Annotated in this window: 21 protein-coding genes and 1 rRNA gene; 10 read left to right on the top strand and 12 right to left on the bottom strand. The window is 44.1% G+C overall.

Annotation, left to right across the window (positions count from 1 at the left end; translation table 11 throughout):
- Nucleotides 1-31: 31 nt before the first annotated feature.
- On the top strand, nt 32-700 hold the full coding sequence (trhA, locus tag DYP60_RS10980; protein WP_117331063.1) for a PAQR family membrane homeostasis protein TrhA: 669 nt from the start codon (nt 32-34) through the stop codon (nt 698-700).
- On the opposite strand, the gene DYP60_RS10975 is transcribed toward trhA, so the two are convergent.
- Complete coding sequence (locus DYP60_RS10975; protein WP_117331062.1) at nt 687-1,430, bottom strand: TlpA family protein disulfide reductase; 744 nt, start codon at nt 1,428-1,430, stop codon at nt 687-689. The two genes, trhA and DYP60_RS10975, sit on opposite strands and share 14 nt — an antisense overlap.
- Before the next feature lie 8 nt (nt 1,431-1,438).
- On the bottom strand, nt 1,439-2,110 hold the full coding sequence (locus DYP60_RS10970; RefSeq protein ID WP_117331061.1) for a cytochrome c biogenesis CcdA family protein: 672 nt from the start codon (nt 2,108-2,110) through the stop codon (nt 1,439-1,441).
- A gap of 62 nt (nt 2,111-2,172) precedes the next feature.
- On the opposite strand from DYP60_RS10970, the gene DYP60_RS10965 reads away from it, so the two are divergent.
- From DYP60_RS10965 to DYP60_RS10935, 7 genes are all read left to right on the top strand, one after another.
- Nucleotides 2,173-2,961, top strand: coding sequence for an SAM-dependent methyltransferase (locus tag DYP60_RS10965; RefSeq protein WP_117331124.1), 789 nt, complete (start codon nt 2,173-2,175; stop codon nt 2,959-2,961).
- A complete protein-coding gene (locus tag DYP60_RS10960; RefSeq protein WP_117331060.1) occupies nt 2,958-4,076 on the top strand; it encodes a DUF362 domain-containing protein in 1,119 nt (372 codons plus the stop codon). The genes DYP60_RS10965 and DYP60_RS10960 overlap by 4 nt, the downstream gene beginning before the upstream one ends.
- A gap of 13 nt (nt 4,077-4,089) precedes the next feature.
- Nucleotides 4,090-4,572 carry a COG2426 family protein gene (locus DYP60_RS10955; RefSeq protein WP_117331059.1) on the top strand — a complete coding sequence of 161 codons (483 nt, stop codon included), beginning with the start codon at nt 4,090-4,092 and terminating at the stop codon, nt 4,570-4,572.
- A gap of 6 nt (nt 4,573-4,578) precedes the next feature.
- Nucleotides 4,579-6,594, top strand: coding sequence for an ATP-dependent helicase (locus DYP60_RS10950; RefSeq protein WP_117331058.1), 2,016 nt, complete (start codon nt 4,579-4,581; stop codon nt 6,592-6,594).
- Between the two features lie 353 nt (nt 6,595-6,947).
- Nucleotides 6,948-7,928: a hypothetical protein gene (locus tag DYP60_RS10945; RefSeq protein ID WP_133299336.1), complete on the top strand. Its 981-nt coding sequence runs from the start codon at nt 6,948-6,950 to the stop codon at nt 7,926-7,928.
- A gap of 92 nt (nt 7,929-8,020) precedes the next feature.
- Nucleotides 8,021-9,106 (top strand): hypothetical protein, encoded by a 1,086-nt coding sequence (locus DYP60_RS10940; protein WP_117331056.1) that lies wholly within the window; start codon nt 8,021-8,023, stop codon nt 9,104-9,106.
- Between the two features lie 84 nt (nt 9,107-9,190).
- Entirely contained in the window at nt 9,191-11,311 is a 2,121-nt protein-coding gene (locus DYP60_RS10935; RefSeq protein WP_117331055.1) for a glutamine synthetase III family protein, read from the top strand.
- Here DYP60_RS10935 and DYP60_RS10930 read toward each other — a convergent pair.
- From DYP60_RS10930 to DYP60_RS10900, 7 genes are all read right to left on the bottom strand, one after another.
- Nucleotides 11,284-12,891, bottom strand: a complete 1,608-nt coding sequence (locus DYP60_RS10930) for an alpha-amylase family glycosyl hydrolase (protein ID WP_117331054.1) — start codon at nt 12,889-12,891, stop codon at nt 11,284-11,286. The genes DYP60_RS10935 and DYP60_RS10930 overlap by 28 nt on opposite strands.
- A gap of 434 nt (nt 12,892-13,325) precedes the next feature.
- On the bottom strand, nt 13,326-13,580 hold the full coding sequence (locus tag DYP60_RS10925; protein WP_117331053.1) for a hypothetical protein: 255 nt from the start codon (nt 13,578-13,580) through the stop codon (nt 13,326-13,328).
- A gap of 3 nt (nt 13,581-13,583) precedes the next feature.
- The gene (locus DYP60_RS10920) at nt 13,584-14,345 is read right to left on the bottom strand and encodes a ParA family protein (protein ID WP_117331052.1); all 762 of its coding nucleotides are present in this window, start codon (nt 14,343-14,345) and stop codon (nt 13,584-13,586) included.
- A gap of 211 nt (nt 14,346-14,556) precedes the next feature.
- Nucleotides 14,557-14,949 carry a hypothetical protein gene (locus DYP60_RS10915; RefSeq protein WP_117331051.1) on the bottom strand — a complete coding sequence of 131 codons (393 nt, stop codon included), beginning with the start codon at nt 14,947-14,949 and terminating at the stop codon, nt 14,557-14,559.
- Nucleotides 14,950-15,261, bottom strand: coding sequence for a hypothetical protein (locus DYP60_RS10910; RefSeq protein ID WP_117331050.1), 312 nt, complete (start codon nt 15,259-15,261; stop codon nt 14,950-14,952).
- A 338-nt stretch (nt 15,262-15,599) separates the two neighbouring features.
- Nucleotides 15,600-16,397, bottom strand: coding sequence for a sulfite exporter TauE/SafE family protein (locus DYP60_RS10905; RefSeq protein WP_117331049.1), 798 nt, complete (start codon nt 16,395-16,397; stop codon nt 15,600-15,602).
- 223 nt (nt 16,398-16,620) lie between these two features.
- Entirely contained in the window at nt 16,621-17,949 is a 1,329-nt protein-coding gene (locus DYP60_RS10900; RefSeq protein ID WP_117331048.1) for a GH1 family beta-glucosidase, read from the bottom strand.
- Nucleotides 17,950-18,536: 587 nt separating this feature from the next.
- On the opposite strand from DYP60_RS10900, the gene asnA reads away from it, so the two are divergent.
- Both asnA and DYP60_RS10890 read left to right on the top strand, forming a co-directional pair.
- Nucleotides 18,537-19,571, top strand: a complete 1,035-nt coding sequence (gene asnA / locus DYP60_RS10895) for an aspartate--ammonia ligase (RefSeq protein WP_117331047.1) — start codon at nt 18,537-18,539, stop codon at nt 19,569-19,571.
- Nucleotides 19,572-19,580: 9 nt separating this feature from the next.
- Nucleotides 19,581-20,333, top strand: a complete 753-nt coding sequence (locus DYP60_RS10890; RefSeq protein WP_117331046.1) for an exodeoxyribonuclease III — start codon at nt 19,581-19,583, stop codon at nt 20,331-20,333.
- Nucleotides 20,334-20,341: 8 nt separating this feature from the next.
- On the opposite strand, the gene typA is transcribed toward DYP60_RS10890, so the two are convergent.
- The 3 genes from typA to rrf all read right to left on the bottom strand — a co-directional run bounded on the left by typA (nt 20,342) and on the right by rrf (nt 24,850).
- Nucleotides 20,342-22,174, bottom strand: a complete 1,833-nt coding sequence (typA, locus tag DYP60_RS10885; protein WP_117331045.1) for a translational GTPase TypA — start codon at nt 22,172-22,174, stop codon at nt 20,342-20,344.
- Nucleotides 22,175-22,195: 21 nt separating this feature from the next.
- On the bottom strand, nt 22,196-23,395 hold the full coding sequence (locus DYP60_RS10880) for an MFS transporter (protein WP_117331044.1): 1,200 nt from the start codon (nt 23,393-23,395) through the stop codon (nt 22,196-22,198).
- A gap of 1,343 nt (nt 23,396-24,738) precedes the next feature.
- Nucleotides 24,739-24,850 (bottom strand): 5S ribosomal RNA (gene rrf, locus DYP60_RS10875).

Genomic DNA, 24,850 nt, shown 5'->3' with positions numbered 1-24,850 from the left:
CTAAGGTGTCTTGCAACAGGAGGCATCAACAATGCAACGTCTCAATGCTTGGCTTGAAGCACATATAACCCTTCATAACTACGACGACCCGAAGGCAGAGAAGGAAAATGCAATTACCCATGGGATAGGAGCGGTTCTTGCTCTCATCGCCTTGCTTTCTATCCTTTTCAAGCTTCCTTCTATTTCCAGTCGATCTCTCCAGGTGGGTATGCTCATCTGGGGTTTCACTATGCTTTTGCTCTATAGTTCCTCCGCCCTCTATCATTTTCTTCCTCACGGAAATGGGAAACGGTTTTGCAGGATATTGGACCATAGCAATATCTATTTTCTGATTGCCGGTACCTATACCCCGATGATGATGTACGTCGCTACCCCGGTTGCCTATAGAATCACCATCTTTGTGTGGGCAATAGCGGTCATCGGAATCATTCTCACCCTGATCTTCTGGGGGAAAGCCAAGGTATTGCATGTCTTGCTCTATCTCGCCATGGGCTGGTTGATTGTGTTCTTCTGGAAGGATATCGTCCCCTTCATCCCTTCTAGCTTGATACAATGGATTATCGCAGCAGGGTTGACCTACAGTATCGGGGTAATTTTTTACGCAAGTAAACGCCTCCCCCACTACCATGCCATTTGGCATCTATTCTGTATCGGGGGAAGCGCTCTGTTTTATGTAGGCTATATGCTTACTTTTGTGTGAGCAATCGGTCAATATTCTCTTGCAAAGTAGTCTCGTTGACATATCCAAGATAGCCATTTGCTATGGTGCCATCGGCATTGAAGAATACCGTTGTCGGGAGGCTGTTCGTCTGGAAAATATAGGCGAAGATTCCTTCATCTGTATAGACAGGACCGGTGAAGGGAAATTCTTCCATGAATTTGGTAAGAGTTTCCAGTGTTTCTCGTTGCCCATCCATAGCATTCAAGAAGATAAAGCTGATTTCATCACCATACTTGTCATATGCTGCTTGGAAGTGTGGAAGTTCCTGTTTACAGGGAGGACACCAGGAAGCAAAATAGTTGATGATGGTCGGCTTACCCTGCCTCACTGCATCAAAACTGGTTTCTTCTCCACCGAGGGTGAATAGCGGAATATCTGGCATCTTCGGCTCTTCTTCAGCAGGGGACTCTACAGTCTCTTCCGCTACAGAGGTGGCCTCCGGTTCCTCGGTTGCTACCTCGGTAGGAACAGTTGCCTGTTCGTCTTCGGCAGTAGCTGAGTTGGTCATAGGAAGTTCTTCCGCTGCATCGAGAGAAGGTTCAGGGACGGCCGGCTTTTCGGTGGCCGATGGGATATTCGTGAGATTCGGTGTGAGTGAGACAGCCGGAGCACTAGTATCCTTTAACGCATTGTAAGCAACTGAGGCGACAACAATGATTACGATGAATGAAATCAAGGTAATCAACAGGGTACGGGTATTTTTTTTCATAAAAACTCCTACAGAAATAGTGCGGCCGGATTAAATCCCAGGATCAAGGCAATGCCGAAAGCCAGGAGGAAGAGACCGCTGATTATCGTGATAAGCTTGGAATGCTTTTTTATTGCAGCAAAGACACTCTCTAACTGTTCAAGCAGGATTGCAGAGAGCAGGAATGGAACGCCAAGGCCCATTGCATAGAAGAACAGTGTCAACATACCCTTGGTTACCAGCTCGGCATTGGCGGCCATCATCAAGGCGCTGCCAAGCAGTGGCCCCACACAGGGAGTCCAACCCAAGGCAAATACCAGGCCAAAGAGCATTGACTTGGGAATATTCATATTCTGCAGGCCTTTCATCTGGAATTTGTGGTTGTTGTTCAATGCGGGAATCAGGACAAATCCCAGATTGTTCAGTGCAAAGAGGATGACCAACACACCACCGATGCGATTGAGCATATCCAGGTGACTCTGTAGAAATTGCCCTATTGTGGTTGATGCAGCCCCAAGGGCCACGAAGAGAATTGTGAACCCTATGATGAAGGCAATACTGTTTTTCAAGAGTATGTTCTTCCCTTGTTCCTGTTCTACGACACCACCGGCGAGATACGAAAAGTACAGCGGAAGGATAGGAAGGATACAGGGACTGATAAAACTGATAATGCCTTCGAGAAATGCAGTTATATATGCCATGGCTGAGCATATCACAAGAGCATAAGGTTCACAAGAGGGATAAAAATTGGTACAGTCAGACCATGGCAAAACAGAAGGGCAAAGCAGATGGCGAGACGCTGTTTGGTGCATACTACCAGGATATCTACCAAGAACGCTGGGAATCGCTGAAGGTAGCCTTGATAAAGGATAAGGTGCCGATTACGTATACGGATGGCCTTATACAACCGTACTACCTGGATGAAGCATCTGTTCTTGCAGCAAAACTGCTCGGTGTCGAGAGGGGGGAGACCGTACTGGATATGTGTGCAGCACCAGGAGGGAAAACCCTGGTACTGGCTTCCAGTCTGCATGGAGATGGCCTTCTCGTTTCCAATGACCGCTCTTCTGCAAGAAGGGCAAGACTGAAACAAGTAGTAAAGGATCACCTCAGCACAGAGGACCAGCGGTGTGTCCAGATAACTGCCCATGATGCGACTCGTTGGTCGCTGCATGAACAGAATCGGTATGACAAAATCCTTCTCGATGCCCCCTGTTCCAGTGAGCGCCATGTACTGCATGACCCAAAAGCCCTCGCAATGTGGAGTCCTTCCCGGCCCAAGCGACTTGCCATTACCCAATTTGCCATGCTTGCTGCTGCCTTGGAAGCAGTCAAGAAGGGAGGGTACATCCTGTACAGTACCTGCTCGATCAATCCAATGGAGAACGAGCAGGTTGTTGAGAAGTTGTTCGAAAAACGGGTTGGCAGATTCACCATTATGGAGAGTACCCAAGTGGGAAGTGAAGAGAGAAAATACGGCTCCCTCATTCTTCCAGACCGAGGAGAGGGCCGGGGGCCACTCTATTTTTGCCTGATCAGGAGAGATGTATGAGTAGTGTCGCTATTGTACGGTGTGGACAATATGAACAAGCGATGGTCGATCAAGCGGTTGCCAAGGCCTGCGAGCTGGGAGCAATGCCTGATGTCAAGGACAAGCGTATCCTCCTCAAGCCAAACATACTCAGTGATGCAAAGGAAGAATATTGTATAACCACACATTCGGCTGTTCTCCGGGGTATGATCAGACATCTTAAGCGTCAAGGAGCAAAAGAGATATTGGTTGGCGATTCACCAGGATTGCAAAAACCAAATTTCAAGCCGAAAGCTTCAGGCATCTTTCAAGTGTGTGAAGAGGAAGGTGTCCAGTGGATTGACTTCACGAAACAGCCAAGGACCTACACGATTCCCTATGCCCATCGCAAGAAGTTACCGCTTGCTGCGGTGCTTTCTCAGGTGGATATGGTATTCAGTCTTCCCAAATTCAAGACACATCAGCTGATGTATGCCACAGGAGCAGTAAAAAATCTGTTTGGATTGGTGCCCAATATATATAAGAGTCCCTGCCATGTGCAGTTCCCTACCCGTAGACAGTTCGCTTCCCTGATGGTGGGCATCGCTTCCATTGCAAACCCTGCGTTCTGCCTGATGGACGGAATTATTGCAATGGAGGGCCCCGGACCTGCAAACGGCTTTTCTCGCCATCTTGGCCTCTTACTTGCCAGCTGTGATGCCGTAGCCTTGGATTATGCCCAAGCGCGGATCATGGGGTATGATCCTATGCTCGTCCCCATCGTCTCAGAAGGAATCAGAAGAGGTCTGGGGGACAAGCCCAGCTCCTACCCTGCTCTCTCTGCCGAAGATCTGATACAGGAAGACTACGTACGCATTAAGATGCGGGAGCATACCGGCTTCTTGCCTGCCTTGAGCATCCCCTCCATTTTCAGCCGGTACATTCACTGGAATGTAAAAAGGGAACGAAAGGCACCAGTTTTTTTAGTCGATCCGTGTATTAGATGCAGGAAATGCATTGACATTTGTCCCGCTGGAGCCTTGACGATGGTTGATAAACGTATCATCATCGACCCCAAGGTCTGTATCCGCTGCTACTGCTGCCATGAAGTCTGCCCTGCCTCTGCGATACTCGTTGACGAAGAAATTCCCTCCTAGAGGAAGGTATTGTATGGATAATTACACGTTGTTTTTCAGTGTTCTTCTCTCCCTTCTCCCTATCAGCGAACTGCGCGGAGGCATTCCTTATGCCTATTTCAACGGGGTCTCTCTCTTTATAGCTACCCCTCTCTGTGTTTTGACCAATGCCTTGGTTGCCCCAATCGTATACACGTTTCTGGCAACCTTCCATAGGATATTTCATACCCACTGGAAGTGGTATGCCTCATTCTTCGACCGTTTTGTCGCGAGAGCACAAAGACGTGTCTACCCAAAGGTTAACAAGTATGGTTATTGGGGCATTCTTCTGTTTGTAGCAATACCCTTGCCTATCACCGGCGCATGGACAGGAACCCTTGGTTCCTGGATTTTGGGCCTTGACAAACGCAAGACCATGATGGCAGTATTCGGCGGAGTCATTGTCTCCGGCCTGATCGTTACCAGCTTGGTTGCCCTTGGGGTCGGAATCGATTCGGTATTCATAAAACGAATCTGAGGAACCATGCGATTCAATTTAGAAAAAGAGCTCAACCCTGAGCAGTGCAAGGCTGCTTCAACCTTGCACGGTCCCTTGCTTGTCATTGCCGGAGCCGGTAGTGGAAAAACACGTATGCTTACCTTCCGCATTGCCCATATGCTGGAGAAAGGAATCGACGAACACGCCATCCTTGCACTGACCTTTACCAATAAGGCAGCAAAGGAGATGGGCCAGCGCGTACGTGCACTCACTGGCATGCCTTTGAAGAAACTTACCACGACCACGTTTCACTCCTTCGGTATGGGGGTGCTCAAGCAGTACATCCAACATTTGGGGTTCAAGAATAATTTCACTGTCTATGATACCAATGACCGCAAGGCATTGATGAAGGAAGTCATACAGAATCTCGACTATGTGGTCGAGAGTTTTGACTTGTTTGAACTTTCTTCCCTGTTCAGTGACATCAAGACTAAGCGAAAGGTCTTTGGTCCCAATGCCTCTGAGAAGATCAGAAACCTATATTATGAGTACGAGAAGCATCTCAAGGCATATAATGCTGTCGACTTTGATGATCTGATCATGAAACCCCTGGAATTGTTTGACAAGCATCCTGAAATTCTTGATGAGCTCAGAGCACGCTACAGCCATATTCTAGTTGATGAGTTCCAGGATACTTCCCTCTCCCAGTACCGTATGGTTGAGCTCCTTGCCCAAGAGAGTCGCAATCTCTGTGTGGTTGGCGATGATGACCAGAGTATCTATAGCTGGAGAGGGGCAAACTATGAGAATCTGGTGATGTTTGAACGCGATTTCCCTGAGCGGATGGAAGTGAAGCTAGAGCGCAACTACCGTTCTACTGGGAATATTCTCGAGGCAGCAAACCGCCTGATTGTGAACAACCAGATGAGGAAGGATAAAAAGCTCTGGACTGACAGTGGCAAAGGCTCCTCCATCCGTCTTATCCACCCTGCCCATGACGAGGACGAGGCGGCAACCATTGCAGATGAAATTCTCATGATCCACAAGAAAGAAGATCGTCCTTTCAGCGATTTCGGAGTGTTGGTGCGTACCAACAGCTTAATAGCCATCCTGGAGACAAAGTTTACAGAACGGGGTATTCCCACACAGGTAACCGGTGGACAGAGCTTCTTCGATAGAAAAGAGATCAGGGATATCGTGAGCTATCTGAAGGTGATTGCAAACCAGGATGATGATATCAACCTGCTCAGGATTATCAACACGCCAAGAAGAGGGATTGGCAGGACAACGCTGGAGAAGATGCGCAAAGTGGCTGATGACCATACGTGCTCTCTTTTTAGCGCCCTAACACTGATGAGTATTTCCACCGATGGACAAGTCAAGGAAGCAATGAAGCGTACTCTCAAGCGGTTTGCAGACCTCATTGAGGAGTATCACTATCAACTGTTCAATACCAATACCCAGAGGAACATGATCCTAAGGACCCTTGTCCAGGAGATAGGATATAAGCAACATATTGAAAGTGAGCATCCCGACAACGAAGCCTTCGCTGCCTACAAGATGAAGGGGGTCAATATGCTCTGTGACATGCTTGCACGATGGGAGCGGAATCCTGAGAACAGGAATGCTTCCATTTTCGACTATTTGAACAGGATCAGTCTTGCAGGAAAGGAAAATCCTGAGGAAGAGGATGCAGGGAAAATTGCCCTGATGACCATCCACGCCTCCAAGGGACTGGAGTTTGATACCGTATACCTCGCAGGGGTGGAAGATCAGTACATTCCCCATGCAAGGGCAATTGAAGAGAACCCGGCCAGTCTTGATGAGGAACGCCGTCTCTTCTATGTAGCAATCACCCGTGCAAGGCGTGCGCTTATCATCAGCAGCTGTGAGAAACGCAAGCGAGGATTTGAGCTGGTAACCAGTATCCCTTCACGTTTCCTTGAGGAAATTCCCAAGGAACTGTTTGATGAGGTAGATCCAAACAAGCAGCTTTCCAGTGATGAGGTAAGTGACAAGCTGAGATTGCTCAAGGAGCGGCTGGCAGCGCGGAACAATTAGTTGACCAGAAGTACAGGGAAGACTCAACCAAAGGGGCTTTCCTTGCATTTCACGTGTTGCCATATGTGGAGCAGTGCCTATAAGAATACTGAGGAAAATACGAATTTCCACAAGAAACACTTTCTTTTTGTGCTCTATCATTCCTGCGAATGCAAACAACCTAAGGCTTGACATTTAGGTTATGACATATCTAGACTAGTTACATGAAAAGACAAAAGATTCTGAGTCTATTGCTTTTCTCTCTGTTTAGTATAGCATCTCTTTATGCAAGCAATACTTCTTCCTATACTGCCAATTACCAGCAGGAACTCTTCATTCAATTTGTATATGGCAATCCACCTGTACTGGATGGAGTGAGTAATACAGGAATTCTGGATAGTTATTTCACCGCATTACTGGGTGTTGTAACCGTTACTCCAAATGGAAATCAAACCTTTCAGCCAGAAATGTTCAGTCTTGGGCTTGAGTCGAACTTGTATATAGAGGGGTACACATATGTTGGAGGTTGGCCGAATGTTCAATACAACAATGCAATACCTGTACATATCAGAGCCATAACGGTTATTTCCGGAAATGTTGAACAGAGTGTCATCGTTAGCCCGGGGGAGATTCCACTTGGCCCAGCGAATGGAAACGTAACACCGGGAGGTGCTTCTATGCTGATCTATCTGGTTCTGGAAAATTCTACAGGAGGACCATCCTATTTTATTCCAGGTACCAGTTATAGGTTGACTGATGGGAGTAATGTGGGATTCTTCAGCGTTTCAGCCACTGTAAGTCAAAATAAACCAAATGAAATTATACCCATAACCTTGAATGGAGGCACCACCATGGATGATGATGCCCCTTTCATCGGAGAAACAGGAGAGCCCACTACTATCCCAGATATACCATATGAAGGGGATTTTGAATTTGAGTATTATTTTGAATTAACCATACTTGAAAGATTTGAGAATTTTGACCTCCAAACTGCCCTGATGGGGATACCACAAGTGATCGCTAGATTGCAACTGCAGGTATTCCTGGCTGCACAAAATACGGAATACGGTGTAGAAATAGCATTCAGCAGTTCTGATCCTGCTGGATTCACCTTACACTTGAATGGTGATATCTCCGAGCATGGGTTCCCCTATCGATTATTTTTAGGAAATACTGAGATCAGTAACAATGTACTAATGGTTTGGGATCAACTATACACACAAAACGATGACAATGCGTCAATCACAAAGGATGTTTCTGTTTTGGTTGAATCTTCTTCCTTCGTTGAAAACGCTCCCCAAGGCTTTTACAAGGATACGGTCACGGTGCTTATCGTTCCTCTTGATACAATGTAGGAGCATTTGAAAGTATTACTTTTTATCAAGAATTATTCTTAAGTAAGAAATGATCTATTGAACTATTCCTATTTCTTTTATACGATGCATGCATGAAAAAATTGGTATTGATGATCTCAATTTTGGTTCTCTACAGCCAGGCTATTCTTTGGGGTCAGATTGAAGTTGATTACGACAACTCAAATCCATTGGTCTTCCAGATTGGTACCTCACCTCTGTTCCCCGATGGCAACCTTATTGCGCTTCTGGGTACCATGACCTTTCAGACTAATGGTTCTCCATTATTCGATCCTACTTTTATGGTAGTTTCTCCTATTACCAACGGTATTTCTTTCTCCGGTGATCGATACTCTTATACTGATTCGAGTGGACAAAAGCATTATGACAGTAACAGAAGCTTTGGATTCCGTATTGTTGCTGTAACAAATCTCGCTGATGGAGGCTTTCTTAAGCAGGATATCACGAGTACTCCGGGAACTCCTATGATCCCTGGAGCTTCAGGAAACCAAGTATCTAAAATTAGTTCGATTCAGCTCTATCTGGTATCATGGGAAACAGCCATGGAGAACATGGTTAGATCCGGGTCAAGCTATACCCTGACTTCTAACAACCTTGGAACATTCAATATTGCTACTGCAGATAAAGGTAGTGGATTCTATCAGGGATATACGTATGCGAGTATTGAGGGACAGGTTATACCAAGCAATGGAAGCGCACCTTTACCGGGTCAGAGTTTCAGAGAGTCTCCAATTGTGGATATACCTTTTGGAGAAGTAATTGGCAATCCGATTCTTACCCTAACCATTGTTGAAGAACCAGGCTTTTCCATTCAGGATGCCTATGGAACAGATAAGACAAAAATAGCTGAAGCTCAGCTGACACTACAGAATGCAGAGAGTGGAAAATTGTATGGCGTTGAGGTATTGTTCAGCGATAGTGAGGGAAGCCAATCCTTCAGCTTGCATCTAGATGGTCAACGTAGTCTATTCGCAATTCCTTACCATCTACTCTTTGGTGGAGAACCGGTCACCGGTAGTGTCTCGGTAGATTGGACAGGACTTTCTTCCAGTGTACCAAACTTACGCTCGATTGAAGTAACCGGAATTGACCAGATACGTGCTGATATGGCGCCAGCAGGACAGTACAAAGATACCATCACCATCACCATCACACCATAAGACACGCTGTAAACTTCTTCCTTCTTGCATAATCATGCAAAAAGTGTGTATTGTCTGAACATACCACGTCAGAGGATGGGCATTATGTTCGATATTGACTACGCCAAAACACCGGTTACCGATTTCTATGGAGTTAATTGCTTCACTGAAGTAGAGATGGGTAAATACCTCAGCGATCCGATCATCAGACAGCTGAAGGAAGTCCAGCGTGGTCAACGCGAACTAACCAGTGAACTTGCCGACTTTGTAGCAAGCGCAATGAAGCAGTGGGCGCTTACAAGAGGAGCTACCCATTTTTGTCACTGGTTCCAACCTCTTACTGGTCTTACCGCAGAGAAACATGATTCATTCATCAGCCCTACAAAGGGAGGGAAAGTTCTGCTTGAGTTTAGTGGCAGGGAGCTGATCAAGGGAGAGGGAGATGCATCTTCTTTCCCAAATGGAGGCCTTCGTGCTACCTTTGAAGCTCGCGGATACACCGCTTGGGACACATCATCTCCAGCCTTCATCAAGGACATCAACGGGGTAAAGACCCTGTATATCCCTACTGCATTCTTCTCCTACAACGGAGAAGCACTGGATAAGAAGGTACCACTGCTGAGAAGCAACCAAGCACTGGAAAAACAGACACTACGCGTACTGAAGGCTCTGGGTAATACCAAAGCAAAACGCATCATTGTCAACATTGGTCCAGAGCAGGAGTATTTTCTGGTGGACAAGCAGTTCTATGACCAGAGACCCGACCTCAGGCTTACAGGACGTACTGTTATGGGCAACCTGGCAGCCAAGGGGCAAGAACTGAACGACCACTACTACGGCACGATAGGGGACCGTGTGACAGTATTTATGAGTGAACTCAATTTTGAACTCTGGAAGCTTGGCATCAGCAGCAAAACCCAGCACAAGGAAGCAGCTCCCAACCAGTTCGAGATTGCAGTCGTCTATGACGCAGCCAACCTCTCAACTGACCACAATCAACTTTTAATGGATGTACTTCAGATGGTTGCACTTCGCCATGGAATGGTCGCCCTGCTCCATGAAAAACCCTTCTTGGGAGTAAATGGATCGGGCAAACATGACAATTGGTCGCTTAGTACTGATGATGGCACGAATCTCCTTAGCCCCGGAAGCAATGTTGAAGACAATCTACAATTTCTCATATTCCTTACTGCCTTTATCAAGGCAATGGACGAATATGCTCCTCTCATTCGTTGCGGAGCTGCAACAGCCGGTAATGATCACCGCTTGGGAAGTGCAGAAGCACCTCCTGCAATTATCAGCATTTATCTTGGAGAGCAGCTCAGCACTATACTCGATACCATTTCAAGGGATGGTTCTTGCACCAAGAGTGACCGCCAATACCTGCAGATGGGAATGACCATGCTACCACAACTCCCCAAAGACCTGACCGACCGAAACAGAACCAGCCCCATTGCATTCACTGGGAATAAGTTCGAATACAGGATGGTAGGTTCTTCACAGTCAATGGCAGGGCCGAATATCTATATCAATACTGCTGTTGCACAGGTCCTCGAAGAAGTTGCAAAACGCCTCGAATCTGCAGAAGATATTGAAGTAGAGTGCCACAACATAATCACGGAGTTTTACCAAGAACACAAACGTATCATCTTCAATGGAAATGGCTACAGCAAGGAATGGAAAGACGAGGCAAAGCAGCGGGGGCTTCCAGAGTTCAAGGATACCGTCAGTGCACTGCCCCAGATGCTCAGTGAAAAGAGTCTAGAATTGTTTGAGAACCAGAAGGTATTCACCAAGGGTGAAATAACTTCTCGACTGGAAATCTATCTGCAGACCTACAGCAAACAGATCAATATTGAGGCTTCAATTATGGTGGAAATGTGTAGAAAATACGTCATTCCTGCAGTGAGTGAATATGTAGGGAAACTGAGTGATGCCATTGCCAAGCAAGAACTCATTGGTCTCGACACCACATCACAGAAGCGGAATGTTGTCATTGTTCAGAATGCTCTCAACCTAACAATTGAAGCAACCGAGTACTTGCATGTATGTGTAGCAAAAGCACTTTCATACCATGACCAAGTGCTCACCCAGGCACAAATCTATCGGGATGAAGTGGTACCTCAGATGCAAACATTGAGAATTCATGTAGATCTTGCTGAGACATATACTGAAAAGCAATACTGGCCATTCCCCAGTTATGATGACTTGCTCTTCAGACTGTAGATACAACCTTGCCAAGGCTGAAGCACAAACGATTCAGTCTTGGTATCATACAACATCCTCTGTGATGAAAAACGAAGCGTCCATTCACCTTTTGGATGTTCCATATCGCGGATAGAGATGGTTTGGTTCCTTCCACTGAAATTAAGAAGTATCATGCGTTTTTCATTATCATACTCTCTCAAGTAACAAACAGTATGCTTGTTGTTTGTATTGAGATATGCACAAGTACCACGTCGATAAATGGGTTCTTCTTTCCTCATCGTTATCAGTGCGCGATAATAATTCAGCATGGACGAAGCATCTTGTTCTTGTACTGCTACTGCATAAGCTCCTGCGTCTGGTGCAAACGGAAGCCAGCTGCTCCCGTCACTGAATCCATAGCCTTCTTCGTCAGTCCAAATCATAGGGCCTCTGGCAGGGTCTCTTCCTGGATGGACTGGCCAGTATCGTTTACCTACTGGATCATGGATGGATTTCCAGGGAACTTTGGAATCTGGTAACCCTAATTCTTCCCCATAATACAAGAATATTGATCCTCGTTGTGTAAGTAAGAAAAGTGACGCAAGTTTCGCTTTTGCTATATTTCCTTTTAGTCGGCTTACTAACCGTGATATATCATGGTTGTTTAATACCCAACTCGGTACTCTATTTTTCCCTACAGCCTCGCACCAACGTTTCGCACTACGTTGCCATTTGACTGCATTGAATCGGGTATACGCAAGTGAAAAGTCAAATGAAAGATGAAGTTCATCCCAGTTTCTTCCAAGAAAGGAAGCAGCCAACTCTGGTTCACCTGGTATTTCCGCCAGAATCTCCCCAACCAACATTCTATCCTGGTAAGAATCAACCAAATGACGCATCATTCTCAATTTTTGGTGTGTTCCGGGCCTATTCCTATCAAAAATGTGGCGTTGCATATCATATGGTCTCAGTCGAGAGCCAACAATCTTTGGATTGCTCCTGAACGTTTTGTCTTTGACGATGCAATTGATCACATCAAGCCTGAACCCATCTACTCCGCGATCCAGCCAAAATCGTAGAATCGAAAACATTGCATCCACAACCTCTTGATTTCTCCAATTGAGATCAGGTTGTTCCTCGAGAAAAGAATGGAGATAGTATTGCTTGCGTACATCATCATACGTCCAAGCCTTTTTCCCAAAGGCTCCTTGCCAATTATTGGGTATGGTATCACTCCAGATGTAATAATCAGCCTTGGCATTATCCTTTGATAGTCTGCTCTCTTGGAACCATGGGTGTTCTATTGAAGTATGATTGAGTACCATGTCGAAGATAACCCTAATATTTCGCTTATGTGCTTCACGCAGCAATTGATCAGAATCTTCTAATGTGCCAAATATCGGATCAATATTCTGATAGTCTGTGATATCATAGCCAAAATCTGCCATTGGCGAGCAATAGATTGGATTCAGCCATATGGCGTCAATACCAAGGGATACAAGGTAATCCATACGTTTGATGATACCTTGCAAATCCCCAATTCCATCACCATTTGTATCTTGGAAACTACGTGGATAGATCTGATACACAATGCATTCTTCCCACCATGCTGTTGCCATGTCTGTACACCTCATACAAGAGTATATCGCATGATGGATGAGAGCTCAAAAGAGAATTCTGGAAATGGGTAATATAATCGTTCCGTCTATAAAACAACTGGTTATTTCGATATTGGATTCTTACTATATATATCCTACCAGTGAAATATCAATAGGTTCTATTTTGCTATAATACTTTAAAATATATTTACGATATTTATTAATATATACTTACATATATTTTATGTATGTTTTATTACTGTTCCTTTAATCTTTCTTACTTATACAGTAGTATTATGATATTTTTCCTTAATATATACATATAGTATCTATATTGTATCATGTATTTTCAATATAGGTATAATCTAATTATTGCACATAATTAACGAACTTTTTCTATCGAAATGCAAGGTATTTTGTACAAGAATGGAGTATGGCGATAACAAGCAAAACGACTAATCCTCAGCATGTTTTTTTGCAAATTCGCGAAGTGAAAATCGTATTCCTGCAGCCCAGCCCAAGCCCATACTCTGGAACAGTTCTTCCAACTCCCGCTTGAACGATGGTTCTATTGAAAACGTAGTGAGTACCTTATTCTCTTTTTTCCTTTTCTTCGGTTCATTTGAGAATAATTCCTTTGCTTTCTGCCCACTGATGCTCTCATCCATAACCAATTCATTTTCCACATTCGGGTTTTTCTTCAGTGCCATACCTTATCTCCAAATATCTTTATTAAGTGTCTTGATCGCTCCAACCGTACTTTCTTTCAACCCTCTTCCCCTTGCTTTAAAAAGCTGAGGCGCATAGCCTGCTTCCTGAGCTTTTCTGAAAAGAGGATCGACCGGAATCTTGTATACTGTGAACACCCCTTTACATGCTGCATTATAGATGTCACGGTGTTGTTTGATCCTGTTATCAAAAGAATTTATGATAATTTTTGAATGGCTCACTGTCGATCGTAGATTCTTCTTCAATCTTGCCAATTCATCAATGAATATTTCAAGTCCATCAAGGCTAAATACCTCAGGAGTCATCGGTGTGATGACTTCATCACTAGAGATAAGCGCTGCACGTTCCAATCGGCCAAGTCCAGGTGAAAGATCAAGGATTATCCTGTCAAAAGAATCCGAAACTTCATGTACTAGATCCTGCAAGACAAAGGGTTCTTCGGCTAATTTAGTTTCAGCATACAGTTTTAAGGTTCCCCCGATTCCAAAAGTAGGAAGTAAAGACATGTTCTGTATCTGTGGTATGGGAATGATAGCATCCTGGATATAGCACCTTCCTTGGACAACATCGGCTAATTCATACTGAGGTGCTTCTTTCAAAAACCACGAAGAAGCGTTTCCTTGAGGATCGACATCTACCAACAACGTACTATACCCATCCAAAGCAGATTGGCAAGCAAGCGTTCCTGAGATGGTAGTCTTTCCTACACCACCCTTCTGCAGGTGGAATGATATTGTCTTTGCCATGGATGTAAACCTTAAACAACAGTATATACCCAGTTCATCAGTCGTACAAGTATTATTATGAATCATGCAAGAATACCGTGATACTTATTTATTTCAGTATCTTTTAATATATTTTTCGATAATATTTTAATATAGCTATAATTTTAATTAATATATCTTTAATTCTGTTTTTATATGTTTTACTATTATTAATTATTGTTATGATATTTTTTTACATCTTATAACAATTTAGATATACCAAACAGAAGTTAGTTGAAAAAGCCAAGGAGCATGAGTTATTGAACAACTGTGTTAGGGCCCCGAAGGTGTTGCCTCCGTTCTTTCTGACCGTATCAATGCTGGAGAAAACCGAGCAGAAATTGGAGATGCCATCAGCAGAGCGGAACGACCCTGCATCCTTCATCTTCAGCGTGCTCAGTCTAAAATTCTTTTCTCCGATATCGTTCGAGAAGAGGGCGACGACAATAGCCTTGAGGTTGCTTCCGAATTGCAGGCAGGCAGACACGCCATGGAATTGGTCATTCCTGGAATCAATCACCATGAGGTAACAATAAACAGCATTAGGGGCTTCCTTGAGAGGCAAGGTTGTACCCTTATGGTCCATCTAACTGCGGGTTTTCTTCTTGGTGGAAGAAGGTTCCCCCTTGTTGATGGAGGCCGGCTTGCTGCTGTGCTTCTGCTCCTCAAGCTGTGCTATCCTTGCATCCCTGGAGGCTATGACCTGCTTGAGTTCATCAATGGTGCAGGAAAGCTTGTCGATTATTTGGGACTGTGTCTTGTTCTGGTCAGTGAGCTCGGAGAGCTGGGAAGACTGCTTGATCCCCTGAAGGACCAGTTTCTCATTGGTCGCAGAAAGACGGTCAATCTTGCGATTGAGTCGTTCAAATTCCTCCTTCCAAGTAACTTCTGGTACCATCTAAATCCTATCTCACTTAAAAATACGATAGCATATTTCCTATTGAATCATAACAGTAATTTGTATTTTTCATGGAACTATCTCAAATTATAAAGCATATGAGAAGTAATGTATTGATGGGATACAAGGTATGGCGTCAAGTCAGAATACAACAGCTCACATAGGCTTCCTGCTCAGACTTGTATAGGTATACCTGCGTAGTTTCCTTATTATTCATATAACGATACTACTATAGTAGTATCATGATTACATCATAATTGAATTCTTGGTAATTTTTTTCATGGTAAAGTATTAGATTCATTGCATCTCTACCCTATTGTATCATGCACCGTACAACGTCAGTTGTTTATACCAGTAGTTGCTAGCATGATAACTGCCAATGCAACGAATACACCTCCCATAACCTTGCTCAAAACTTTTTCATTAACCTTGTTGGCAAGCTTTGCAGCGAAACGCCCTCCGATTACTGTGCCTATTGCTCCAAAGATCGAGGCTTTTAATGGAAGATTAGATGTAATGGCGTGTCCTATTGTCCCCGACGCAGCAGTAAAGGCCATTATGAGCGTAGAAGTGCCTATACCTTCATGCATGCTGTACTGCATGACGAATACCAGAATAAGCAAAATCATAACCCCGCCGCCTGCTCCAAATAGCCCACTTATTATACCTACTAGGATTCCAAGCAATAAACTGGAAACTATGACATTGGATCTTAAAAGCTTCAATATACGCGATTGTTGGGGGTTAGCATCATTACCGTTTAAATTAGGCACACCAACTTTGGCCCCTCTGAACCAAAATAACACCGCCGTAATTACCAAAAATATACTGAAAGCGCTGCTCAATCCAACCTCTGGAATGAAAGGCGATATAAAGCTACCTATCTGCGCACCACTAACAGACCCTATGGTTATCCAAATACCTTGTTTAAGATTCAGATTTTTATTTTGGTAATATGTCCACGCTACTACCAATGATGCTATGGTATCTATAAAAAGGCTTGCTCCAATAGCATCTGAAGTAGTGTAGCCAAGTATAATAAAGGCCGGAACTACAACCATAACACCGCTTGCACCTATCAGGCCAGTTACAATGCCAGCGATGCACCCTATACACAAAACAAGTACATATTCCATGCCCTGCCCCCATCAATGCGTATTACAAATCATGATGAAAGGTATCAATACCCCAGGGCAAGCCCTGGACTTAGGAGGCGTTGCCTCCTTTTCCGCCCCAAGGGACGGGGTATCTCACCTTGCTTTCCCGGCACTCGCTCGGGAATGAATGATATATAGTAAGAAAAATGATTGAGGGGTGCAAGACCGAAATTTAGAAAATTAGGCCCAATTTTTTCTAATACTAAAATTCACAATAGCCTGATATCACATCTCGCATCATATAACCACTATCTTTTATGATTCTCTCCTGGGTCTCATAGTCGACATATACGACGCCAAAGCGCTTCGAGTAACCAAAAGCCCATTCGAAATTATCGAGAAAAGACCATACAAAATAACCCTTTAACTTGACTCCTTCATCAATTGCTTGCTTACAGATTGCAAAGTGTTGATTCAGGTAATCACAGCGCATCAAGTCATGCACCCTGCCCTCTTCTACCACATCATTGGCTGCACATCCATTTTCTGTAATATAGATGGGAAGGCCTTGGGTCTCGTCATCAAAATAGTGGAGCAACCGTAATAATCCATACGGCACAATAGGCCAATTCATGTCAGTTGTCCTTTGCCAGACAGGGACCTCACGGTATGCAAAAGGTTCCTCCTCATCGTAGGCCACTGCTCCTTCATTATAATAATTGAGGCCTATGAAATCGATTGGTTCGGCAATGATGTCCATATCATTAGCTTGCACTGGGAAGGTAATTTTAAGTGTTTCAGTCACAAGAGAGGGGTACCCTTTTCCCATCAATGGATGCAAAAATACTTCTGTTGTTATTGCTCTTGCAAGCTCACTGGCTTTCCTATCTTTCGGCTTTCTCGTAGCAGGACGAGGGGCAATCGGATTCAGTGTTATCCCAATGGGAGTTGACAACCCAATCTTCCGGAATTCTTTTACAGATAGACCATGTGCAAGATTCAAGTGGTGCACTGCATCAAAGGCTTCTCTCGCATTCGTATGTCCGGGAGCATGTTCACCATAAAGGTAGCCTAGATATGCACTGCAGAAAGGTTCATTAAGCGTAATCCATTGGTCGACATATGCTCCAAGCTGCTCATAGCACACCTTTGCATAGGCAGCAAATGCATAGGATGTCTCTCGATTGGTCCAGCCGCCCTCATCCTGCAAGATCTGAGGAAGATCCCAGTGGTACAAAGTTGCCACAGCCTTCATGCCTTTTGCGTGCAACTCCTCACAAAGATTCCTGTAATATGAAACCCCAGCCTCGTTAACCTTTCCTTTTCCTTCAGGCATAATTCTCGGCCATGCAATAGAAAACCTATAGGCCTGAAATCCAAGTTCATCCATCAAGGAGACATCTTCTTTGTATCTATGATATTGGTCAGTTGCGACGCTTCCATCATTTCCATTCAGGATTGCCCCGGGCTTCTCACAGAAAGTGTCCCATATAGAGGGTTTCCTGCCATGCTCTTCTACTGCACCCTCTACTTGGTAGCTTGCGGTTGCACAACCCCAAAGGAATTCCTTGTCGAATACTACTTTTTGCATTGTCTGACCTCACCTGTACCGTATTTTATCAATTGCTGGCTTCCCCTGCAAATGGAGCCTATCATGACAGCAGTAACCTAGCAAGCTTATGGATTGTTTAGAACAAAGTACTCTCGTTGTACAAATTAAATTGCTACTATTTTACTGCTTTTTCATACTATTTTTACCGTTTTCTATATCATTTAACTATGTTGTATTATTAAATTAGCTGTCTTATATCTCAAACCTTCTCCGCTTCCCATAAGTTTGTCCTTTTGAAGTATTTTATAATGGTTTATTGCCTTAAATTATATTGCATTTTCGTGTTTTAATATCTTTTCAATTTATTCATTAATCATTTTCATAATGATATATTTTGTTATTATAGTCTTATAATTTCATTACAATATTGTTTTTTATATATTTAATATTGATTTTATTTGTAACAATTCATTTTCTTTCATAATAAAAAAAATTCACACATCAAGACTGTGGAACAAAAGCATTTCTTTGTATTTCTAGTACTCACATATTGAAACAAAACACAATCCTTCAGGGTTTTCTAGCTCAAAAAAATACGGTATGCTCCCTGTATTAAGGAGAATTGTATGTCAAAGTTTTTCCCAGAAGGCTATGTCCCTGCCATGGAGCAGAAGCAGACTGAAAAAGCCATTAAGTACATCAAGGACACATTTGAACGGGAACTTTCTGGAGGTTTGAAATTAAGTAGAGTCACCAGCCCGATTTTTGTTCCAAGGGGTTCAGGTATTAATGACGATTTGAATGGTATAGAGCGACCAGTACGGTTCCAGATAGGGAACCTAAATAATCGTGAAATGGAAATCGTCCAATCCTTGGCAAAATGGAAGCGCATGGCGCTTGCTGATCTTGGATTCAAACGAGGTACAGGATTGTATACCGATATGAATGCCATCAGACCTGATGATGATCTGGATGCAATCCATTCCATTTATGTTGACCAGTGGGATTGGGAACTGGTCATGGACAAGCAGGAACGTTCGCTTGACTATCTCAAACGGGTCGTACGAAAAATCTACTCTTCAATGAAACGTACTGAATTTCTTGTCAGTGAGATGTTTCCTGGCTGTACTCCCACACTTCCCGACCAGATTACCTTCATTCACAGTGAGGATGCACAGAAAGAGTATCCAGAATTGAGCCCTGCACAACGAGAAAAAGAACTTGCAAAGAAATATGGTGCCATCTTCCTCATCGGTATCGGAAGCCCACTTGCTGATGGTATCAGCCAGGGAGGCAGAGCCCCTGACTATGACGATTGGTCAACCAAGACTGATGATGAGCATACAGGATTGAACGGTGACATCATTGTCTGGGATACTGTTCGTGGGGAATCCCTGGAACTCTCCTCAATGGGCATCAGGGTAGATGAGGAATCCTTGCTTCGACAACTGAAGATCAAGGAAGCCGAGGACCGCAAATCGCTGTACTGGCATACACGTTTGCTTAATGGGGAGTTGCCACAGACCATCGGTGGCGGCATTGGACAGAGCCGACTTTGCATGTTCCTTCTAAAAAAAGCACATATCGGGGAAGTCCAGGCATCAGTCTGGCCAGAAGAAGTCCTTCAGGAAGCAAATTCAATGCATGTTTTTCTCATGTAGGGATGTGGAATGAAATTGGTCAGTTGGAACGTCAATGGGCTCAGAGCTATACAGAAGAAGGGATTTGAGGAGTATGTTTCCTTCTGTGATGCAGATATTTTTTGCTTGCAGGAAACAAAGCTGCAGGAAAACCAGATCTCCTTGAACCTTCATGACTATCACCTGTATTGGAGCTTTGCAGAAAGGAAGGGCTATAGTGGCACTGCACTCTTCAGTAAAAGGGAGCCACTTGATGTTACTACGGGTATTGGGCACCCACTGGACAATGAGGGACGGACGGTAACTGCCGAGTTTGAAGATTTCTTTGTAGTGAGTTGTTATACACCCAACAGCCAGAGCGAATTGGCACGGCTTGATCTTCGGATGGATTGGGATGAGGCCTTCAGGGCCTATGTTGCATCCCTCAAGGATATGAAGGGAGTTATTATCTGTGGTGACCTCAATGTAGCCCATAATCCCATTGACCTAAAGAATCCTAAGTCCAATGAGCGGAATGCAGGGTATACCATTGAAGAGCGACAGCAGTTTACCAAACTGCTGGAAGCTGGCTTCATCGATACGTTCCGCCTCCTCTATCCAGACAAGGCCGATGTCTACTCTTGGTGGTCATATCGGTTTCGTGCCAGGGAAAAGAATGCAGGGTGGCGTATCGACTATTGGCTCGTAAGCGATGAGTTGAAGAGCCGTGTGCAGGATAGCACGATCGATACCGAGGTCATGGGCAGTGACCATGCCCCGGTAATCTTGACCCTGCAGGATTGAACGTACAATTACAGCAAATATTGAGGAATCTCTCCTCGGTTCTCAAACACTTTTCGTTGTTGGGTTCCGAGGACTTTTTTGCACATCCTGATCGCTTTTGGAGTGATTTCAACCAGTTCGTCATCCTTGATGAACTGAATGGCCTGCTCCAGGGTTGGTTTGCTCACAGGTGTGAGCGTAACCGCCTCATCCTTTCCAGCGGCCCTGTGGTTGGTCAGTTTCTTTGTCCTGGTAGGGTTGAGCAGCAAATCACCTTCCCGGTTCCTCTCCCCAACAACCTGACCTTCATAGACGGGATCACCAGGCTCTAGGAACCATCTACCACGGTCCTCCAGCTGGAAAAGGGCGTATGCTACTGCATTCCCGCTTCTGTCGCTGATCAGGCTACCACTATAGCGGTCAGGGAAATCACCCTTGTATGGCTCATATCCTTTCATGTAACTGTTCATGATCCCGTTGCCTCGGGTATCAGTGAGGAATTCGTCATGGTATCCTATCAGACCACGGGAGGGAATTTCAAACTGCATCTTCACCCGAGCATTCTCACTATAGGTAATGTCACTGAGCTGCCCTTTTCTCTTGGCAAGCTTCTCCATGACCGTGCCACTATGTTCCTCGGGACAATCGATGTAGAGGAATTCCACTGGTTCCGTCTTCTTGCCTTGCTCATCGGTCTTGAAAATGGTTCTTGGTCTGCCTACGCAGAATTCAAACCCTTCACGACGCATTTGCTCTGCAATTATGGCCATCTGGAACTCACCTCTGCCTTTCACCGTAAAGGTATCATCAACATTTTTCTCAATCTTGATGGAAACGTTGCGTAACGCTTCCTTCTGTAGGCGCTCCCAAATCTTTGCTGAGGTTACCTGATTTCCATCCTTCCCTCCCAAGGGACTTATGTTCTTGGCGAAGAGCATGGAAACAGTCGGTTCATCGATGTGAATACGCTCCAATGCCTTGGGATTATCACTGGTACATATAGTATCCCCGATATGCACATCTTCCACACCACTGAGCACAATGATGTCACCACTGTATACCTTGGTGACTTCACTGAACGTCGGACCATTGTAGGTCTGCAACTTTGTTACTCTCAGCGGCTTGATAACCCCACCCTCTTTTAGACATACAAGGTTGTCATTGGTGGTAGCTGTTCCATTCACCACCTTACCGATGACCAAACGTCCGAGGTAGTCGTTGTACGAAAGATCACTGACCAGCATCCCAAAAGGTTGTGCATCATCAAATACTGGTGGCGGAACCGTCTCGATGATTGAGTCAAGCAACAGATGGAGATCATCATCAAGTGCACGAGAGGCTAGACCACATCGGCCGTCCTTCCCACTGGCGTAAAATACCGGTACATCAAGCATTGACTCATCATCACCAAGTTCGAGCAATAGTTCATAGACTTCTTGAAGGACCTCTTCACTACGTTCGTCCTGGCGGTCAACTTTATTGATGACGATGATTGGTTTCAAGTTGAGCTTGAGGGCCTTTTCAAGCACAAAGCGTGTTTGTGGAAGTGGTCCTTCTGCAGCATCTACGAGAAGCACAACACCATCAACCATGGAGAGGCCTCGTTCCACCTCTCCCCCGAAATCAGCATGTCCCGGGGTATCGATAATGTTAATCTTCACCCCTTTCCAGGATATGGCACAGTTCTTTGCACTAATGGTGATGCCACGTTCACGTTCAATGGCTCCACTATCCATTATTCTGTCTTGTCCATCATCAGTGAGTCCACTCTGCCTGAACATAGCATCCACCAATGTGGTTTTGCCGTGGTCTACATGTGCAATGATGGCTATATTACGTATCATTTCATTCTGGTTAAGCATTAGTTTTCCTTACGTCCGCATTCAGCGGATGACGCTGGCCCTCGATTCCTTTTGTTCTAGGAATGTTTTGACCAAGATGAGCAGAAGCATAAGCAGGATGCTAATCATGATGGTGGCAAGTCCCCCTGCCATCCCTACGGACTGTGCAACAGCTCCGACTATGATCGGCATACCGATCGCTCCAACAGTTGCGGTTGCGATACAGGTTCCGGTAGCGATGGTAGATGAGATAAATCCACTATCCATCGTAGAGAGTGTAGTAGGATAGGTTCCGCTCATGGCAAAACCAAATCCGAAAAGGCTGATATAGATCAATGTAGTATCCTCTACGCTGATCATCATGGTGAAAAAAGCAAACTGGAGTAAAGCAAGGATGATGAGCAGAACATTCTTGTTCATTCTGTTTGAGAGGTGGGCACAAGCGAGCCGCCCGAGCATGATACATACCCAAAGCGCAGAACTTGTCGTCTGTGCAAGGGTAGGGCTCAAACGTCCAGTATCGATGAAGTAGGTTACCAACCATCCTATGACCGATGCTTCCGAACAAAGATAGAAAAACAATATGAACGTAGTAAGCCAATAACGACCGCTCTTCATGAATGCATGGCTTTGAGCCCTATCTTCCCTTTGCTTTGGCTTCCCTGAGAGGGAAGAACGACCCAGGAATATGAGTACCAGAAGTTCGACCATAACCAAGAACCATGCGCTGGTCCTCCAATGTACACCAAAAGGCACAGTGGAGAAGAGAACGATAAACGGAGCAAGGAATGCTCCTACAGCAAAGGAAGCATGCAGAAGATTCAATCCAGCTCCCTTGTTCTCACTGATCTCACTCATGACAACATTCGTGATATTGCTATTGGTTCCCCTCCCGACTCCCGTACATGCAAAAGCCAAGAGCAACACTAGTGGATTACCTGTGAAGGTAATGAGAAGGAACCCGATAACGATACCAAGAGAAAGGACGATAGTACTTCGTTTTCGACCTATGATATAGGGAAGGTAGCCGGCAACGAGAAGTGCAATAAAGTTTCCGACTTGATGCGCTGATATTATAGCACCACTGAGTACATAACTCATGTGGTATTCTTCTTTCATGAACGGAAGCAATGCTCCGATCATCGTGCTCATCATCCCACTCGTGAGAAAGGCGAAATATATCGTATACATCAAGGGCACGTGTTCACGTTTAACCTTGAGCATGGTAGCAAGGGAAGGCATGTAAACTCCTGGATTGTTGAGAGGAAAGAATTCCAGACTACAGTACTGTCTAAAACGTACTCCTATTACATACCCTTATTTGGCATTTTTGTCCACTAGGCAAGTGATTATCTACTGCTCCCATATGCTTAACTGCAATAAAATCAAGCAAAAGTACAGCACGTCATTTCATGAATGATTTACCTATTTGCAATTCATTTTCATATTATTTTTGTATTATTTCTATTTTTATTCATTTCTTTTTAAAATCGGTTTAACTACTATTTACTATAGCTTTAATGTTACTTTAGAATACTAATTACATTACTCATCTATCGATTCCCTACAACTCTCTTCCTGCATTTACAAAACTATTCATATCCTACCTGTAACATCTCCAATTACCCTCAAAGAACGTAATTGCATGTTTTAAGCAAATCTGAAATGCAATTCTTTTGAATATCTATCCAATCGTTTTTTGGCAGGGTCTCTTCTGTGATTGCGTAAATCTACGATACGTTGCTTTGATTGGATGCAAGCCAACAATTAAAGTTTGCAACCTTTGAATGTGTGGAAAGATATATGCAGCAGATTTGGTGCCCTATCAATTACAATCATACATTCGTATAGATAAATTGGCAGGAGTTATATATTATTATTACTGTTTCAATATTTATTTGATACTGTTTTTTTTACTTATTACATGTAGTAATTATGATTATTCTTTAGTATCTATCAAGTTTGTTTTGATAAATTATAACTATACATTTTTTATATTCCTATATCGGTATTTTTATAGAGATATTTATTTAAATTCCTTTACGTTTCTTACATTGTGATTAGTCTCGGAATTGATTATTGCAACATGCAAAGCATATCACCATCTATTCATCTTTGTTCATTGCAAGTTCCTTATATATCCTCAACAATTTCAAGATTCCTGAAAAGCTTGATGAGCTTTTTTTTAAATTAATGAAGATCTACTGCTAGGCTACACTAATACCACTGAGACCAGCCAACAAGAATAATCAGTACAAGTGATATCCAAAACTTCATAATAGTGATCAAGATGTTATAGATATTGCATGCTGGGAATTATTGCCCAACGGGAGGCAGATTTTGCGTTCTATCTTTTACTGAAGCAAAAAAGGTATACCGCTTTTGGAGAACGACTAATTCCAAACAAACCATTTCATAAACCGACAAACTTCCCATTCCAAATCCGTTTAAAGTAGTTGTGTGGATGATAATTCGGTTACTGAATCATGCAAAACAACAAGCAAGTGTACCATGCCTTTGAAATATTGATACACAAAAAAATACCCTCCGGGAAAGGAGGGGATGGGGGAAAAGCAAAAAAAAGGGCCCGGCGGCTACCTACTCTCCCACGGTTGCCCGTAGTACCATCGGCGTGAGGGTGCTTAACTTCCGTGTTCGGGATGGGAACGGGTGTGTCCACCCTGCTGTGGCCACCGG

Source organism: Sphaerochaeta halotolerans, assembly GCF_003429665.1.
GTDB lineage: Bacteria > Spirochaetota > Spirochaetia > Sphaerochaetales > Sphaerochaetaceae > Sphaerochaeta > Sphaerochaeta halotolerans.
The sequence above is the reverse complement of the archived record's forward strand: the minus strand, read 5'-3'. Positions and strand labels throughout refer to the sequence as shown.